Below are 16,613 nucleotides of genomic sequence, written 5' to 3' on the forward strand. Positions count from 1 at the left end.
AAGGGGATGTGCCTGCCTCGATGTGCGGGCGAAGGACCGGCTGGGGCCCAGGACCGCCGTTGTGATTGCCACCACAAAGAGAAAAGGCCGGAGCACCTGTCAGATGCTCCGGCCTCCCAACGTATAAGACCGGAGATATTCGGCCTTTCCTTTAAATCAATCGATGCTCAGGCGCGTTCGCGACGCTGGCCGCCGCCATTGCGGGAGCCGGAGCCGCCGCGGCGGTTGCCGCCATTGCCCTCGCGGCGCGGTTCGCCGCCCTGGGCCTGCTGCGGGCCGCGGTCTTCGCCGTGCTTGCGGGCCGGGCGGCCGTGGGCGTGGCGGTTATTGCCGCGGTGATGACCGCTCGGCTCGCCATTGGCATGATGGCTATTTGGGCCGCCATGGGCAGGACGCTGCGGCTTTGCCGAGGGGCGGAAATCCGAGGTCGAAACCAGATCGTTGTCGGGGCCGAGGTTGGGGGTGGCTTCGCCGCGGCGCTGGCCGCGGAAATCCTCGTTGCGGCTCGTGCGTTCGGGACGCGGACGGCGCTCGCGGCGCTCCTCGCCACCGGCGCGGACTTCACTGCCTTCGCCTTCACGGCGCGGGCGGCGTTCCTGGCGGCTGCCGCGATGCTCCGAGCGGTTCTGGTCGCCACGGCCTTCGCCGCGACCCTGGCCGCCACCGCGATTGCGGTTGTTGCCATTGCCGTTGCCGCGGCGCGGGCCGGCGCTGCTGATATTGGCCGGTGCTTCGCCGCTTGCGACTGCGATGTCGATGCCCATCAGGCGCTCAATATCACGCAGCAGCTTGGCTTCGTCGGGGGCGCAGAAGGCGATCGCGATGCCGTCGCGGCCGGCGCGCGCCGTGCGGCCGATGCGATGGACATAGGCGTCGGGCACTTCGGGCAGGTCGTAATTGTAGACATGGCTGACGGCCGGGATGTCGATGCCGCGGGCGGCAACGTCGGTGGCGATCAGCGTCTTGATGCTGCCATCGCGGAACGCCTTCAGCGCCCGCTCGCGCTGGCCCTGGCTCTTGTTGCCATGGATCGAGGCGACGGAATAGCCGATGTTTTCGAGATGCTTCATCAGCTTCTCCGCACCATGCTTGGTGCGCAGGAAGACGATGGCGCGGCCATCGGGGTTTTCGGTCAGCGACTTGCGCAGCAGTTCCGTCTTGTCGTTCTTGCCGGCGACGAAATGGACATATTGCTCGACCTTGTCGGCAGCCTTGCCGGGAGGTGTGACTTCGACCTTGACCGGATCGACGAGGTAGTCGCCGGCGAGATCGGCGATTGCCTTCGGCATGGTGGCCGAGAAAAGCATGGTCTGGCGCTTCTTCGGCACCATCTTGGCAATCTTGCGCAGATCGTGGACGAAGCCGAGGTCGAGCATCTGGTCGGCTTCATCAAGCACGAGATAGCGGACCGTGGTCAGCGAGATGGCGCGGCGATTGATGAGGTCAAGCAGGCGGCCGGGCGTTGCGACCAGGACATCGGTGCCCTTTTCGAGCTGAAGCTGCTGCTTGTTGATCGAAACGCCGCCGACGACGACGTTGATGCGCAGATGCGACTTGCGGATGAACTTCTTCAGGCTCTCGGCGATCTGGTTCACCAGTTCGCGGGTCGGCGCCAGGATCAGCGTCCGCGTCGTGCGGTTGTCGGGGCGGCGCTCGTCGGCAAGCAATTTTTCGATGAGCGGCAGGCCGAAGGCGGCGGTCTTGCCGGTGCCGGTCTGGGCAAGGCCGATCAGGTCGCGGCCTTCGAGGAGGAGAGGGATGGCCTGTTCCTGGATCGGCGTCGGCGTTTCGATGCCGAGCTGGAACAAGGTGGCGACGATCGGCTTGGAGACACCAAGCGATTCAAAATTAGTCAAGGCAAAACCTTTCGGGGCGCCACAACGACTATCGCCGGAACGCACCATGCGATCCGGTTTCATTCTGGCGTCAAGAACCCCGCGTGAAGTGGGAACTTGTGAGTTGGAAAAAGCTTTCCAGCGCTTCAGGCCGCGGATGGGAGTGCGGCCTCTATCGAAATGCGCTTTTGTCCCTTCTTCCTGCGTCCGTATTTTCTAGCAGGGGCACGCTCACGCGGCGGCCGGAAGGGTGAAAGCTGGGCTGCATTTGGGCTAGTTCGCGCGGAAAGTCAAGTGCAGTGCACAAGAAAGCCTCCGGTGGAACTTAGTCGGGCATGACGAGCAAGAAGCTTTGCGATGCGCTTTCCCAGCCGTTGACGAGGATGGCGATGCGGTGCTGGCCGGGGTAATAGCGCCGCGTGGTGATCGGCCGCATGGCGTGACGGCGCTCGATCGCGTGGCTTTGCCCGGGCGCGAGCATGATCGTCTTGCATTTGAAGACCTTGGGAGAGAGCGAGCCGTCGGCCTTCACGTGATGGATGGCGTAGTCGATCATCAGCGATTGCGTGGTCTCGCCGGCATTCATGACGCGGATTTCGAAATCCAGTCCTTCGCCGAATGTGACCTCGCCGTTCACGAGGCGCAGTTCACATGTCAGCGCGGTCGCCGCGCCGAAGCCGAAATTGGCGAGCGCTTGCGCATGACCGTTCTTCAAGAGCGTGCGCGAGGCATGTTTCAGCAGACGGCGCCGTTCGGGCGACGCCGTCTCGATATGGCCGGCGATGAAGGCGGCGACCAGATCCGGGTGATCCTTGGCGATGTCGTTGAGACTGTTGGCGACGGAGCGGCGGACATAATCTTCCGGGTCATCGACCAATGCAGTCAGAATCGGCAGGATCGGTGCGGGGTCTTTCACAAGTTGCGGCAGGCGCATGGCCCAGGGCAGGCGCGGCCGCGTTCCCTCGCTTGCCAGCCGGCGCACATGCTGATCGGGATCGGCAACCCAGCGGGAGATGATGGCGAGCGCGCGTTGCTGGTCGCGATGGATGAAGGGGCGGATGCCGTATTCGGCGGTGAAATGCGGCGTCAACGCCTTCAAGAGATCGAGGCCGAGATCGAAATGATCGGGGCCGCGGGCCGCGATGAACTGGTTCACCGGCAACAGCATCCAGCCGGAAAGCCCCGGCCTGCCTGAGACGGGCAGGCTCGCCTTCAGGATGGCGGCTGCCTTCATAAAATCATCGGGAAGCGTGGCAAACAGCGCGTCGCGGATCAGCGCCGAGCGTTCCATCAGCTCCAGCGTCCCGAGGCCATCGGTTGCCAGCGCCACGAAACGACTCCTGTCGAAGGCGGGCGCATTGGCAGCGATGCGATCGGCCATGTCGCTGACCAGCGCCTCATGCAGCAGGTTCTTGAGCGGTTCCGGCATGCTGATCCTCCCTCTGTGGGAGGATTGGACCGGCGCCGCCGGGAGGTCAAGCGGCGCCGGATGCGGTTTCATCTATTCCGGGCAGACTTTGACGCGGTAGGGGTCGCCCCAATCGTCGCGCCGCCATTCGAGGTGGCAATAGGACGGCCGGTAATAGGTCCGGTAGACCGGATAGGGGCGATAAGCGGGATAGGCCGGGTAGGCATAAGCGGGGTAAGCGGGGCGGGCGGCCTCGGACAGCAGGGCGCCGCCGACGACGCCGGCGGCAAGGCCGCCCCAGAAGGCATCGCGTGGACGGGCATCGGCGGTGGTGGCGGTGGCGAGTGAGGCGCCGGCAAGGGTCAGCGCGATCAGGCCCGTCGCCATGGTCTTATGAAGAACGGACATGCTATTTTCCTTGATCTAGACTGGCTTCCATAAAGCCGTGTTCAGACTCGGCCCCGATCGCGGCGGTGCGATGGCCGTGCAAGCGTCTCCCGCATTAAATTTTCGTCATGATTTCAACGAATGCCGGCGCGGCGAGGGAATGAGCGGGCGGTGAAGATAGCAAGTCCGGGTGCCAATGCGCGGCGGCTTGGCTTGATGAGCCGACTTGTAAAAATACGCTGCTGAAATTTATGGTTAAAACCTTGTTAAAAGCCTTGGCGTTATAATCTTTGTAGTTGATATTTCATTCATTGCGGGAGCGACAATTTCTTGAAATCAGCCGGGGACATACTGGAATTGGCTTGCCGCCGGATCGCCGATCTGGACACCCCGGCCTATGTCAAGAACAGCGAACTGCGCTATGTCGCGGTCAACGAGGCCTATGCCGATTTCCTCGGCCGCGAGATTTCCGATTTCATCGGCAGGCGCAGCCGCGAGCTTTTCGACCGTCCCGAGGAAGAGGAGCGCGAGGATAGGGAACGCCGCGCGCTGGTGTTCGGCACCGAGGAAAACGCCATCTGTTTCGATGCTGCCGGCCTCGGCCACGAGCGCATCCAGATCGAAAGTTTTTCACCGTCGCCGGAGCGGGCCTATGTGCTCGGCATTTTCGAAGTGCGCGAAGCGCCGCGGCGCGCGGTGAACGATAGAGGGGCTGCCGGCGACCCTGGCGCTGCAGCGGATTTTGCCCGAGTGCGCGAGGCGCTGGAAAAGCTCGACCATCCGATCGGCATCTTTGCTGAGGACGGGCGCCCGCTGGTCGTCAACGCCGCCTACCGCACCGGAGCAAAGCCGGCTGCTCGCAGCGATACGCGCTGGCACGAGAGCGTCAACGAAGGCGATCTGTTGCGCACCATCATGGAGGACCTGCCGGTCGCGGTTTTCGTGCGCGACGACAAACATCGCCTCGTCTATGCCAACCAATATTACGAGACCTTCGGTGGCTACGACCGCTCTCAGGTGCTGGGGATGACCGAGCACGAAATGTTCGGGCCGGAGGAGGGAGAGGCGATCTACCAGGAAAACCGCCTGGCGCTGGAAGACGGCCTGTCGAAGGAAATCGAAAGCCAGATGCCGGGTAGGGATGGCCGCATTCATCCGCTGATCTCGCGGGTCAACCGCGTCGTGACGGCGGATGGGCGCACCTATGTCGTCGGCTCCTTTTCCGATATCGCGCCGCTCAAGGAGCGGGAGAAGGCACTGATCGAGGCGAAGAAGCAGGAAGAAGCGCTGCATCGGGATATCGAGAACATCCTGCGCTCGCTGCCGATCGGCGTGCTGATTCTCGATAACGACCACCGGATTCTCTCCGCCAACGACGAATTTTACAGCATCTGGGAGCTGCCGCTCGACGATCCTTTCGACGGCCGTCATTTCGTCGACGTCATCCGCCGCAACAACGAGCTCGGCCGCTACGACGGCACGCAGACCGCGGAAGAGATCTACGCCTTCCGCAAGCACCTGTTCGAGACCGATGAGCCGGAGCCGATCGAGCTCGGCTGGGCGGGCGGAAAATCCGTCATTTTCGACAGCCGCCGCATCTCCAACGACCGCATCCTGCTCACCTATGCCGATATTTCCGCGGTGCGCGAGCGGGAAAAGGAAATCCATGAGACCCGCGCCGCGCTGGAGCGGGTCGGCGAAATGATGCGCGATGCCACGCATGCGATGTCGCAGGGTCTTGCCATCGTCCAGGACGGCATCATCAAGATGTCCAACGAGGCGATGGCCGCTATCCTGCAGATTCCGCCCGCCTATATCGAGGCCGGGCAGGGCTGGCTCGGCATGTTCGAATTCTGTGCGGCGCGCGGCGATTTCCACGACGCGGCGGATGAGATCCTGCAGGGCTGGCGCGCCAATATCGCCGCCAGGCAGCCGATTTCCACCGTCTTCCATGTCGGCGGCGAGCGCTGGGTGAACATGGATGCGATGGTCAGCGAGGGACAGCATTGGGTGGCGCTCTTTACCGACGTCACCGAGCTGAAGAGCCGTGAGGAGGAACTGCGCCATCTCTTGTCGCGCGCCGAAGCTGCGGACCGCGCCAAATCCGAATTCCTCGCCAATATGAGCCACGAAATCCGCACGCCGATGAACGGCGTGCTTGGGATGGCGGAACTGCTTGCCAAGACCAATCTCGACACGCGCCAGAAGACCTTCGTCGACATCATCGTCAAATCGGGCAATGCGCTGCTGACGATCATCAACGACATCCTCGATTTCTCGAAGATCGATGCCGGGCAGATGAAACTGCGCAGAGCCGCCTTCGACATCACCGAAGCGGTGGAGGATGTGGCCACACTGCTCTCCTCGCATGCAGCCGAGAAGAATATCGAACTGCTGGTGCGCGCCGCACCCGATCTGCCGGCCGCCGTGATCGGCGATGCCGGGCGCTTCCGGCAGATCGTCACCAATCTCGTCGGCAATGCCGTCAAGTTCACCGAGCGCGGCCATGTCTTCGTCGATGTCGGCTTCGAGATGGCCGGGGGCGGCGAGATCATGGCGAGCATCCGCATCGAGGATACCGGTATCGGCATCCCGGCCGAAAAGCTCGAATCGGTCTTCGACAAGTTCTCGCAGGTCGATGCTTCCTCGACCCGGCGGCATGAGGGAACGGGCCTCGGGCTTGCGATCACCGCCGGCCTTGTCGATCTCTTCGGCGGCTATCTCAATGTCGAGAGCGAATGGGGCAAGGGCTCGGTCTTCACCGTCAACCTGCCGTTTGCGGTGGCGGCCGCCCGGCTCGAGCCGAAACCGCTACCGATCAATGTGCAAGGTGCGCGCATCCTTGTCGTCGACGACAATGACGTGAACCGGCGCATCCTGACCGAGCAGCTGTCGCTCTGGGGCTTCGACGGCGTGGCCGCCGAGGGCGGCGGCACCGGTCTGGCGATCTTGGAGGCGGCGGCCGATCTCGGCATCACCGTCGATGCCGTCGTGCTCGACTATCACATGCCCGACATGAACGGCGCCGACGTCGCGCGCCGGCTGCGCGCCGACCGCCGCTTCGTCGAGCTGCCGATCATCTTCCTGACATCGATGGATATTTCGGGCACGGAAAAGGAATTCGCGGCGCTGAACGGCCACGCGCATCTGATGAAGCCGGCGCGCGCCAATGTGCTGCGCAATACGGTCGTCGAAGTGGTGCGCGCCAGCCGCGTCAAGCAGGCTTCAGAGGCCGAGATCGCCCGGCTGCAGGCGGAAGCGGCCGCACCTGTGCCGGCGCCGGCGCCCGTGCCGCAGCGGACGGCCGAATTCGTCGATGTGCTCGTCGCCGAGGACAACGAGGTCAACCAGATCGTCTTTACGCAGATCCTGCAGGGAACCGGCCTTTCCTTCCTCGTCGTCGACAATGGCGAAGAGGCGGTCGCCGCCTGGGAGCGGCATGCGCCGCGCATCATCATGATGGACGTGTCGATGCCCGTCATGAACGGCCATCAGGCGACCCAGACGATCCGCGAACGGGAAAAGGGGCAGGGCCACCGGGTGCCGATCATCGGCGTCACTGCCCATGCGCTCGAAAGCGATCGCGAGCTCTGCCTCGATGCCGGCATGGACGACTATATGTCGAAGCCGATCAGCCCGGAACTGCTGGAAGAGAAAATCCGGCAGTGGCTCCGCAAGGACGATCGGCAACCGGAGCGTACGAGCTACTGATCTCAATGGGAAAACAGGATGTTCTCGAAATCCTGAGCGCTGTTCAAGATATGCAGGACCTCGATGCGATCCTTGCAGACCCGATAAAAGATCAAATAGTTGCGGTAAGGACGGCGGCGGACGCCGGTGTGTTCGTATCGCGGAACCAACGAAAAACCGTTCGGCGTTTCTGCCAGACGTTTGCATCGTTCCACCAGTTCATGAATAAAGCTTACCGCCCGCTGCGGATTGTCCATTGCGATATAATCGCCAATACGTTCGAGATCTGCCTCCGCCTGATCGGTAATGAGACAATCACGAACGGCTGTCATATTTGGCGGTAAGGCGGGCGGCGACATCGGCGATGGGTTTGAGGCGACCCGCTTCCGCGTCAGCGATCCCCTGGGCAATTGCCAGGTCGAGCGCCACCAGCCTTTTTTCCCGTTCCTCAACAAGCCGGACACCTTCCCGCAGAACTTCGCTGCGGGAATTGTAACGCCCCGATTTCACAAGTTCGTTCACATAGTTTTCGAGCTGCTGACCAAGATTCGCGCTGCTTGCCATATCCGCTCCTTTTGGGGAATTATGGCACGAACAGATAACTGTTAGCAATAAGGATCAATGGCAACAAACCTTACCGGCCGGGCGCCCTGATGCCGCAGAGCATTTCGCGTTTGCCGGCGAAGCCCTGGCGGCGTTCGACCGCAAAACCTGCCGCGATGAGATTGCGGCGGACGAAACCGGCCGCCGCATAGGTGGCGAAGGTGCCGCCGGGCGTGGTCTTTTCGTGGACGCGCCGCATCAACTCTTCAGACCACATGTCGCCGTTGCGCGACGGGGCGAAGCCATCGAGATACCAGGCGTCGAAGCCGGGCTTTGCGGCTGCGACGCCGTCGAGCGCTGCGCCGCAGACGACGCTGAGCCTCGTCTGGTCGTCGAGGTCGAACGAGACGGTACCATCAGGCGTTTGCGGCCAGGCCGCCGTCAGCGCCTGGCGTTCGGCATCGATCTCCGGCCAATGCGAGAGCGCCCGGCCGATCTCCTCGCCGCGCATCGGGTGGAGTTCGAAGGAGATGAAATGTAACTGTTGGCCGCGCATGCGGTGAAGCTTCCACTGCCGCCAGGTCTCGGCGAAGTTCAGGCCGGTGCCGAAGCCGAGCTCGCCGATCAAAAATTCCTGCCGCCCGTCCCAGCGCTCCGGCAGGCCGTTGCCGGCGAGGAAGACATGGCCGCACTCCAGCCGTCCATCGGTCTGGCAATAAAAATGATCGCCAAAGGCGGTGGAATAAGGCATATCGCCGTCGCGCCATTCAAGCGGCTGCGGCGCGCCCGCGCCAATCTGATCGGGGTTCACGTCTGTCATGGAAAAAGCCGATAATCCTCGGCCGGTCTCAGGTCAATCATCCTGCGAATTGCTGGTCGTCGGCGGCGGCATCATGGGTCTCTGGGCGGCCGTCCATGCCGAGCGTCGCGGCGTCGACACGATCATCGCCGACGCCGGCAGGTTGGGCGCAGGTGCAAGCGGCGGCCTGCTCGGCGCGCTGATGCCGCATATGCCGGATCGGTGGTCCGACAAGAAGCAATTCCAATTCGATGCGCTGGTGTCGCTCGAAGCCGAGATCGCCACGCTCGAAGCGGCGACCGGGCTTTCGGCCGGTTATTGCCGGTCGGGACGGCTGATCCCGCTGCCGAAGCCGCATCTCGAAAAAATCGCGCGCCGCCATTGTGAGGACGCCGAACGCCATTGGCTGGCTGGCGAGCGCCGCTTCCACTGGCATGTGCTCGACGGCCCGCCGGTCGGCGGCTGGATCGAGGCCTCTGCCGGCGAGAGCGGCTTCGTGCACGACACGCTCGCCGCCCGCGTTGCGCCCCGCTCGCTGATCGCGGTCCTCGTCGCCTTGCTGCGGCGGGCCGAACATGTGCGCATCCTCGAGCATGCAACGGTTGCCGGCCTTGATCCGGATCGCGGCACGGCCGCCATAGGTGGCGAGAATATTGCTTTTAATCGCTGCATCCTGGCTGCCGGCCATCAGTCCTTTCCGTTGCTGCAGAGCCTCACGCCGGGGTTGAAACAGCCGCTCGGCCAGCCGGTCAAGGGGCAGGCGGCGCTGTTGAAAGCCGAGATCGACCCGGGGCTGCCGACGATCTTCCTCGACGGGCTCTATATCGTCGCGCATGAGGGTGGCCATGCGGCGATCGGCAGCACCAGCGAGAACCGTTTCGACGATCCGACTTCGACCGATGCCCAGCTCGACGCATTGATCGAAACGGCGCGGGAGATCGTGCCGATCCTTGGCGATGCGCCCGTTGTCGAACGCTGGGCCGGGCTTCGCCCCAAGGCGATCGATCGCGATCCTATGATCGGCCGCCATCCCGATCACCCGCGCCTGATCGCGCTGACCGGCGGCTTCAAGGTCAGCTTCGGTCTCGCGCACCGTCTGGCGGAGGCGGCGATATGTATTGCAGGCGATACAGACTGTGGATTTTTGCTGCCGGAAAGCTTCGCGATATCAGGCCATATCGCAGCCGCTTCACGTTAAACGTGAATTCGCCGCCGCTTCGTTTCGTTATTCTGTCATGCAAATCACCTATCTGCTTGCGCATCGACAGCGCCTGAAATCACCGGCGCTCCTTTTCCTGATGGAGGAAGTCGCATGCGCTATGCCATTTGCTTCACGCCTGCGGCGAGCGACCCGCTATCGCTCATGGCCGCCCATTGGCTTGGCCGAAACGTGTTTTCAGGTGAGATGCTGGAACCTCCGGCCGTTCGTGGCCTCGGCATTCATGAAATTGCCTTTCATACGGCGGTGCCGCGGCGCTATGGGTTTCACGGCCTTTTGAAGGCGCCGTTCCACCTGTGTCCGGAGCTGTCCGAATCGCAACTCCTGCGCGACCTCATGCGTTTTTCCGGGACTGTCCTTCCCTTCCAGATTCCGCGGCTCGAAGTCGCCCGGCTCGGCAATTTCTACAGCCTGCTGCCGAGTGTTCCGTGCGAGCAGATCCAATATCTGGCTTCGGCGATCGTGCAGGAATTCGACCGTTTCCGCGCGCCGCTGAGCGAAGCCGACATCGAGCGCAGCGATCCGGACGGGCTGTCGGCGGCGCAGTTTGCCAACCTGCATCGCTGGGGCAATCCCTACGTGATGGAAGAGTTCCGCTTCCATATGCCGGTGACAGGGCCGGTCAACGCGATCGACATGCCGCGCATCGAGCCGGCGCTGCGGACGATTTTCGAGCCCGTGCTCAGCGACCCGGTCGTGGTTTCGAACGTGGCGCTGATGATCGAAGAGGGCACCGGCGGTCCTTTCCGGGTTCATTCTCTGCACCCGATGGGCAAGGTCAGCGCGCGCAAGATCGCCTGACATGAGATAAGCTAACGTATTGCGTAGAAAGGATAAAAATCCGCTGCGCAGTTTCCGTCTCGACATTCCGGCTGCGGATGCTACCGTTCTTCGTCTTTTCAGAAGGTGATTTGATGGTATCCGAGACTTATCCGCGCAATCTCGTCGGCTACGGGCGTCAAACGCCCGATCCGAAATGGCCTGAAGAGGCACGCGTCGCCGTGCAGTTCGTCATCAATTACGAGGAGGGCGGCGAAAGCTCGATCCTCGACGGCGATCCGGCGTCCGAAAATCTGCTGTCGGAGATCGTCGGCGCGGCCGCCTGGCCGGGGCAGCGCAATCTCAATATGGAATCGATCTACGAATATGGTTCGCGCGCCGGTTTCTGGCGGCTCTGGCGAATGTTCACCGATCTCAAGGTGCAGGCGACCGTCTACGGCGTGACGCTGGCGATGGCCCGCAACCCCGAGGCCGTTGCGGCGATGAAGGAAGCCGGCTGGGAAATCGCCAGCCACGGTTACCGCTGGCTGGAATATAAGGATTTTCCGGAAGATCTCGAACGCAAGCACATCCTCGAAGCCGTGCGCCTGCACACCGAGCTGACCGGCGAGCGGCCCTACGGCATGTATCAGGGCAAACCCTCGGACAATACGCTGCGGCTGGTGCAGGAGGAGGGCGGTTTTCTCTATTCCTCCGATTCCTATGCCGACGACCTGCCTTTCTGGGTCAAGGGCGTCGACGGCAAACCTTTCCTGATCATTCCCTATACGCTCGAAACCAACGACATGCGTTTTGCCACACCACAGGGTTTCAATACCGGCGATCAGTTCTTCACCTACCTCAAGGATGCCTTCGATACGCTCTATGAGGAAGGCAAGGCGGGCAGCCCGAAGATGATGTCGGTCGGCCTGCATTGCCGTCTCGTCGGGCGCCCCGGCCGGGCGGCAGCGCTGAAGCGCTTCATCGAATATGTGCTGAAGCACGACAAGGTGTGGATTCCGCGCCGCATCGAGATTGCCGAGCACTGGCGCAAGCACCATCAGCCGGACGCGATCTGATGCTGTCGCGCGAGGATTTCGTTTCCCGCTTCGGCGGCGTCTTCGAACATTCGCCTTTCATCGCCGAGCGCGCCTATGATGCCGGCAGCGTGACCGAGCCGCTGACGGCATCAGGTGTGCATGTTGCGCTTGCGGCGGTCTTCCGCGCGGCAAGCCGGGAGGAACGTCTCGGCGTGCTTCGAGCCCATCCCGACCTTGCCGGGCGTCTTGCCATATCCGGCGAACTCACCGAGGACAGCCGCAAGGAGCAGTCCGGCGCCGGTCTCGACCGGCTGAGCCCTGCCGAGCACGCCCGCTTCACCGAACTCAATTCGGCCTATGTCGAAAAATATGGCTTTCCCTTCATCATCGCCGTCAAAGGACTCGGCAAGGAGGATATTCTGGAAGCTTTTGAAACACGGATCGGCAACGGCCGGGACGAAGAATTTTCGACCGCAACTGCGCAGGTCGAAAAGATCGCGCTGCTGCGTCTGACCTCGATGCTGCCGGAGGCGGAATGAAGGAGAGGCGTGCCATCGACTATCTCAATGACATGCAAAAGGCAGCATCCGAAGCGCTGTCCTTCATCGGCGGAATGGATGAGGCGGCTTTCGCCGAGGACCAGCTCACGTTCAAGGCCGTGGCCTTCTGCCACTTCACCATCGGTGCCGCGGCATCCCGTCTGCTGGTGACGCATCCGGAATTTGCCACCGAGCATCCCGGCCTGCCGTGGACGAAGATCTGCGGCACGGGCAATCGCATCCTCGACGATGTCTTCGATCTCGATCCCTCCGACATATGGGAAGCGACCTATCGGACGCTGCCCGAGCTTCTTCGCGAGATCGATGCCGTCCGTAACTGGCATGCCCAAGGTGAGTGAAGCCATGCCTGAATTTCTCGACATTCGCCCGCTCACCAGCGCCGCCTTCGCTCCCTTCGGCGAGATCATCGAAGCCGATCCGGCCTCGATGCGGCTCATCAATGGCGGCACGACCGAACGGTTTCATGCGCTCGCCGCAGCGGAGGCGGCGGGCGAGGGCGCGCGCGTCATCATCAATCTCTTTCGCGGCCAGCCGCGCAGCTTCCCCTATGATGTCGATATGATGGAGCGCCATCCTTTCGGCAGCCAGAGTTTCTCGCCGGTTTCCGGGCGGCCTTTTCTCGTCGTCGTCTCCGAGGACGAGAGTGGACGCCCGGGCAGGCCGCAGGTGTTTCTGGCACGTGGGGACCAGGGCGTGAACTACCGCCGCAACGTCTGGCATCATCCGCTGATGGCGCTTGGTGAGGTCTCCGATTTCCTGGTTGTCGACCGCGACGGGCCAGGCAACAATCTGGAGGAATTCTTCTTCGAAACCCCCTACATCATCAAAGAGCCAGCCCTATGACCGGTCTGACCACACATGTTCTCGATACCGCCCTCGGCAAGCCGGCCGAACGGCTGAGGATCGATCTTTTCCAGCTCGACGGCGAGATCCGCAGACATCTGAAGACGGTCGAGACCAATGCCGACGGCCGGGTTGACGGCGGCCCCATCCTTGCGGGCGAAAATTTCCGGGCCGGCACCTATGAACTGGTCTTCCACGCCGGCGATTATCTGAGGGCCTGCGGCACGCCGTTGCCGCACCCGGCCTTCCTCGATCTCGTGCCGATCCGCTTCGGCATTGCCGATATCACGGCGCATTACCATGTGCCGCTGCTGATCTCACCCTATGGTTATTCCACCTATCGAGGCAGTTAGGGATGCGTTTTGCCGCGATCGCCGACATTCACGGCAACCATCCGGCGCTCGAGGCGGTGCTTGCGAATATTCGCGCTGAAGGCATCGAGGAGATCGTCAATCTCGGCGATTTCTTCAGCGGCCCGCTGGAGGCCGGCCGGACGGCGGACCTGCTGGTGCCGCTCGGCCTGACCTCGGTCCGCGGCAATCACGACCGCTATCTGATCGAGCAGGATCCGGCCTCGATGCACGCTTCGGATGCTGCGGCCTATCAGCAATTGACGCCATCCCATCTCGACTGGCTGCGCAGCCTGCCATTCGATACCATCTATCGCGGCGAGGCCTATCTCTGCCATGCGACGCCGAGGAACGACAATCTCTATTGGCTGGAATCGGTCTCGCCCGAAGGTTTAGTCTTCCTGAAGCCGATCGAAGCGATCGAGGCGCTGGCCGAGGGCATCGGCCTGCCGCTGATCCTCTGCGGCCACAGCCACATTCCCCGCGCCGTCCGCCTTTCCGACGGCCGCCTGATCGTCAATCCCGGCAGCGTCGGCTGCCCCGCCTATGACGACGTGCTGCCTTATTACCATAAGGTCGAAGCCGGCCACCCGCTGGCGAGCTACGCTATTCTGGAAAAGACGACGGCCGGATGGATATGGCAGTTTCGAACCGTCGCCTACGACCATATGGCGATGTCGGCACTGGCCGATGAAAGGGGCCGTGCCGACTGGGCGAGTGCACTGGCGGCGGGTTGGGTGAGATAGCCCAGACCCGCCAGCCCTTCGATCAATCCTTCGTCGGCGCCGACGGGGCGATCGGCTTTGCCGGGGCTGCGGCCGGTGCCGGCGTCGCCGGAGGTGCTGCGGGTATTGCCGGCTTTACCGGAGCCGCAACCGGTTTTGCGGGTTTTGCGCCATCGAGATTTCCAAGGAGAGACGAGATGGCATTGTCGCCTTCGAAGCCGGCCTCCTTCAGCAATCTGTCGAGGATCGGCTTGTTGGCCTGATAGGAGAGGAGCTGGCCGGCCAGGCCCTCGCCGAGACCGATGCCGCTGTCGCCATTCCCGCCGTTTCCGCGGCCGAGCATGCCGCCAGTATCGAAGATCCTGATATCGGAGATCTTCTCGATGGGCTTGACCGCCTCGGCAAGCGCCTCGGGAATGATGCGGATACGCTCGCGGGTGATCTCGAACTCGATGATGGTCTGGCTCAGCTTGTTGCGGGCTTCGTTGAGCAAGGCCTCGCTTTCCGCCGCTGCCTTGCCGGTTTCGAGAACACCCTTGGCCTTGATGATCGCCGCATCCGCTTCGGCGTTCGCCAGCGTCTTGATCGCTTCGGCCTGGTCGATCGCCGCCTGCTTCTCGGCCTCGGCGCCGACAGTGACGGCGGTCGCTTCGGTTTCGGCTTTCTTGCGCGCGTCGATCACGGCAATCTGTTTTTCGCGCTCGGCAATTTCGATCGCCTTGGCGGTGCCGACCTTTTCCTCTGCCGCGATTGCCAGCGCCCGGGCGGCTTCGGCCGTGGCCTTCGCCTCGGATTCCTCGCGGCTCTTATTGGCGACGGCGATCGCGCTTTCCTGGGCGACGATCTGAAGGTCGCGCTTGGCTTCGGTTTCGCGTTGCTGGACGGCGCGGGCCGCGTCGATGTTGGCGCTTTCGCGGGCCTGCTTGGCGGCTGCCTCGCGTTCGGCGATCGCCTGTTCGGAGGCGATGCGGGCTTCTTCCTCGGCGCGTTTTGCCGCCTGCTCCTGCTGGGCGGTTTCGGCGCGCGTCGCCGCGGATTTGTTGGCGATGTCGCGTTCCTGGCTGAGTTCGGCCTCGCGCTTGGTCCGCTCGATGGTCAGCGACTGCTGGCGGGCCTCCAGATCTTTCTGGGCGATGGCGACTTCGGTATCGCGAACGATCTCGTTTCGCTCCTTCTTGCGACCCTCGGTGATGCGGGTCAATGCTGCAAGACCTTGCGCATCGAAGAAGTTGTTGGCGTTGAAGTGCTTGATGTCGGTCTGGTCGAGGCGTGTCAGGGACACGGATTCGAGCTCGAGGCCGTTCGACTGGAGATCGGCGCCGACGGCTTCCTGCACGGCCTTGACGAAGTCCATGCGCTGTTCCTGCAGCGCGTCGAGATTCATCGTCGCGGCCACCGAGCGAAGGCCATCCACGAATTTTGCTTCGATCAGGATACGAAGCGCCTCGGCATCATTGGTGCGGTTGCCGAGTGTCTGGGCGGCAAGCGCAATCGAGGAGGCATCGGGTTTGACACGGACGTAGAACTCGGCGCCGATATCGACGCGCATGCGGTCCTTGGTGATCAGCGCGTCGCCTTCGCCGCGGCGGACTTCCAGCCGCAGCGTCTTCAGGTTCACCCTGGCCGTGGAATGGAAGATCGGCAAGACGACCGAACCGCCGTCGAGCACGACTTTCTGGCCACCGAGGCCGGTGCGCACATAGGCTTCGTCACGGCTGGAGCGTGTGTACAGGGAGGCGAGGACAAAACCGATGCCGAAGATCAGAACGATTGCAATGCCGGCCGGTAGAAGAATGTCATACATCATGACTGCTCCGTGAAAGATTGATTGTCCGATCCGGTGGGGTCCACCAGGGCGGGAATGGCGATAAACACATCGGCATTGCGATCGACGAGGAGAACCTGCGTGCCGATCCCGAGAGGCTGCTGATCCTTGGCGGCTCTGGCTCTCAGCACATGCCAGTTTCCATGCTGGTCCTTGACGCGGACGCGTCCCGGCAGTCCCTGATCGAGCGGGCCGAGGGACACTTCGGCCGTCCGGCCGACGAGGGTGTCGAGATCGACCGCATAGGTCTCGTCGTGCGGCACGATCCGCGCCACGGTTCTGCTCGATGCCCTGACCATGGGGAAGGTGATCAAGAGAGCGGGAATGACGGCGATGACGGAGGGCAGCGGCGCCCAGAAGGTATTGGCGACGGCCTGGACGGCAAAGCCGGCAATGGCGAAGAAGCCGAGCGTCAGCATCAGCAGAATGAGCAGGGGCACGCCGCCGAGATTGAGCCAGGAGAGATAGCCAGCAATGCCGTCATGGCCATGGAAATCCGGTTTGCCGAGAAGTTCCGTGATCGAAAAACCCATGACGGTCGCCAGCATTTCGATCGCCGTCAGGCCCGCAAGCACGGCGGCGGCAATGGCAAAGGGAGCACATTCGGGCGCGAAGAAAAGTCCCATCGGC

At 62.7% G+C, this 16,613-nt stretch carries 17 protein-coding genes; 9 read left to right on the top strand and 8 right to left on the bottom strand.

What is annotated here, in order from left to right; translation table 11 throughout:
* Positions 1–167: 167 nt before the first annotated feature.
* From FHX14_RS30505 to FHX14_RS30515, 3 genes are all read right to left on the bottom strand, one after another.
* On the bottom strand, positions 168–1,904 hold the full coding sequence (locus FHX14_RS30505) for a DEAD/DEAH box helicase (protein WP_184380831.1): 1,737 nt from the start codon (positions 1,902–1,904) through the stop codon (positions 168–170).
* A 256-nt stretch (positions 1,905–2,160) separates the two neighbouring features.
* Positions 2,161–3,264 carry a DNA alkylation repair protein gene (locus FHX14_RS30510; RefSeq protein ID WP_184380746.1) on the bottom strand — a complete coding sequence of 368 codons (1,104 nt, stop codon included), beginning with the start codon at positions 3,262–3,264 and terminating at the stop codon, positions 2,161–2,163.
* A 72-nt stretch (positions 3,265–3,336) separates the two neighbouring features.
* Positions 3,337–3,651, bottom strand: coding sequence for a hypothetical protein (locus FHX14_RS30515; RefSeq protein ID WP_184380748.1), 315 nt, complete (start codon positions 3,649–3,651; stop codon positions 3,337–3,339).
* A gap of 309 nt (positions 3,652–3,960) precedes the next feature.
* Here FHX14_RS30515 and FHX14_RS30520 point away from each other — a divergent pair, with 309 nt between their 5' ends.
* Positions 3,961–7,341: a response regulator gene (locus FHX14_RS30520; RefSeq protein ID WP_184380751.1), complete on the top strand. Its 3,381-nt coding sequence runs from the start codon at positions 3,961–3,963 to the stop codon at positions 7,339–7,341.
* Between the two features lie 2 nt (positions 7,342–7,343).
* Here the strand turns inward: FHX14_RS30520 and FHX14_RS30525 are convergent, their stop codons facing one another.
* From FHX14_RS30525 to mnmD, 3 genes are all read right to left on the bottom strand, one after another.
* Positions 7,344–7,652, bottom strand: a complete 309-nt coding sequence (locus FHX14_RS30525; RefSeq protein ID WP_184380753.1) for a type II toxin-antitoxin system RelE/ParE family toxin — start codon at positions 7,650–7,652, stop codon at positions 7,344–7,346.
* Complete coding sequence (locus tag FHX14_RS30530; RefSeq protein ID WP_184380755.1) at positions 7,636–7,884, bottom strand: type II toxin-antitoxin system ParD family antitoxin; 249 nt, start codon at positions 7,882–7,884, stop codon at positions 7,636–7,638. The genes FHX14_RS30525 and FHX14_RS30530 overlap by 17 nt, the downstream gene beginning before the upstream one ends.
* A gap of 70 nt (positions 7,885–7,954) precedes the next feature.
* Positions 7,955–8,683 carry a tRNA (5-methylaminomethyl-2-thiouridine)(34)-methyltransferase MnmD gene (gene mnmD / locus FHX14_RS30535; protein WP_184380757.1) on the bottom strand — a complete coding sequence of 243 codons (729 nt, stop codon included), beginning with the start codon at positions 8,681–8,683 and terminating at the stop codon, positions 7,955–7,957.
* On the opposite strand from mnmD, the gene FHX14_RS30540 reads away from it, so the two are divergent.
* The 8 genes from FHX14_RS30540 to FHX14_RS30575 all read left to right on the top strand — a co-directional run bounded on the left by FHX14_RS30540 (position 8,682) and on the right by FHX14_RS30575 (position 14,179).
* The gene (locus FHX14_RS30540) at positions 8,682–9,860 is read left to right on the top strand and encodes an FAD-binding oxidoreductase (protein WP_184380760.1); all 1,179 of its coding nucleotides are present in this window, start codon (positions 8,682–8,684) and stop codon (positions 9,858–9,860) included. The two genes, mnmD and FHX14_RS30540, sit on opposite strands and share 2 nt — an antisense overlap.
* Positions 9,861–9,974: 114 nt before the next feature.
* Positions 9,975–10,682, top strand: coding sequence for a DUF1045 domain-containing protein (locus tag FHX14_RS30545; protein ID WP_184380762.1), 708 nt, complete (start codon positions 9,975–9,977; stop codon positions 10,680–10,682).
* A gap of 113 nt (positions 10,683–10,795) precedes the next feature.
* Positions 10,796–11,719: an allantoinase PuuE gene (gene puuE / locus FHX14_RS30550; protein WP_184380764.1), complete on the top strand. Its 924-nt coding sequence runs from the start codon at positions 10,796–10,798 to the stop codon at positions 11,717–11,719.
* A complete protein-coding gene (uraD, locus tag FHX14_RS30555; protein ID WP_184380766.1) occupies positions 11,719–12,219 on the top strand; it encodes a 2-oxo-4-hydroxy-4-carboxy-5-ureidoimidazoline decarboxylase in 501 nt (166 codons plus the stop codon). Before puuE ends, uraD begins: the two co-directional genes overlap by 1 nt.
* The gene (locus tag FHX14_RS30560; protein ID WP_003592892.1) at positions 12,216–12,578 is read left to right on the top strand and encodes a HepT-like ribonuclease domain-containing protein; all 363 of its coding nucleotides are present in this window, start codon (positions 12,216–12,218) and stop codon (positions 12,576–12,578) included. Before uraD ends, FHX14_RS30560 begins: the two co-directional genes overlap by 4 nt.
* Before the next feature lie 4 nt (positions 12,579–12,582).
* Entirely contained in the window at positions 12,583–13,083 is a 501-nt protein-coding gene (locus tag FHX14_RS30565; protein ID WP_246713503.1) for an ureidoglycolate lyase, read from the top strand.
* Entirely contained in the window at positions 13,080–13,436 is a 357-nt protein-coding gene (uraH, locus tag FHX14_RS30570; protein ID WP_183695713.1) for a hydroxyisourate hydrolase, read from the top strand. Before FHX14_RS30565 ends, uraH begins: the two co-directional genes overlap by 4 nt.
* 2 nt (positions 13,437–13,438) lie before the next feature.
* Complete coding sequence (locus FHX14_RS30575; protein ID WP_184380770.1) at positions 13,439–14,179, top strand: metallophosphoesterase family protein; 741 nt, start codon at positions 13,439–13,441, stop codon at positions 14,177–14,179.
* A 22-nt stretch (positions 14,180–14,201) separates the two neighbouring features.
* On the opposite strand, the gene FHX14_RS30580 is transcribed toward FHX14_RS30575, so the two are convergent.
* Together FHX14_RS30580 and FHX14_RS30585 are read right to left on the bottom strand one after the other, a co-directional pair.
* On the bottom strand, positions 14,202–15,965 hold the full coding sequence (locus tag FHX14_RS30580; protein ID WP_183695707.1) for a flotillin domain-containing protein: 1,764 nt from the start codon (positions 15,963–15,965) through the stop codon (positions 14,202–14,204).
* Positions 15,962–16,609, bottom strand: a complete 648-nt coding sequence (locus FHX14_RS30585; protein ID WP_184380772.1) for an OB-fold-containig protein — start codon at positions 16,607–16,609, stop codon at positions 15,962–15,964. The genes FHX14_RS30580 and FHX14_RS30585 overlap by 4 nt, the downstream gene beginning before the upstream one ends.
* Positions 16,610–16,613: the final 4 nt, after the last annotated feature.

It is taken from the genome of Rhizobium sp. BK619, assembly GCF_014195245.1.
Classification (GTDB): Bacteria; Pseudomonadota; Alphaproteobacteria; order Rhizobiales; family Rhizobiaceae; genus Rhizobium; species Rhizobium acidisoli.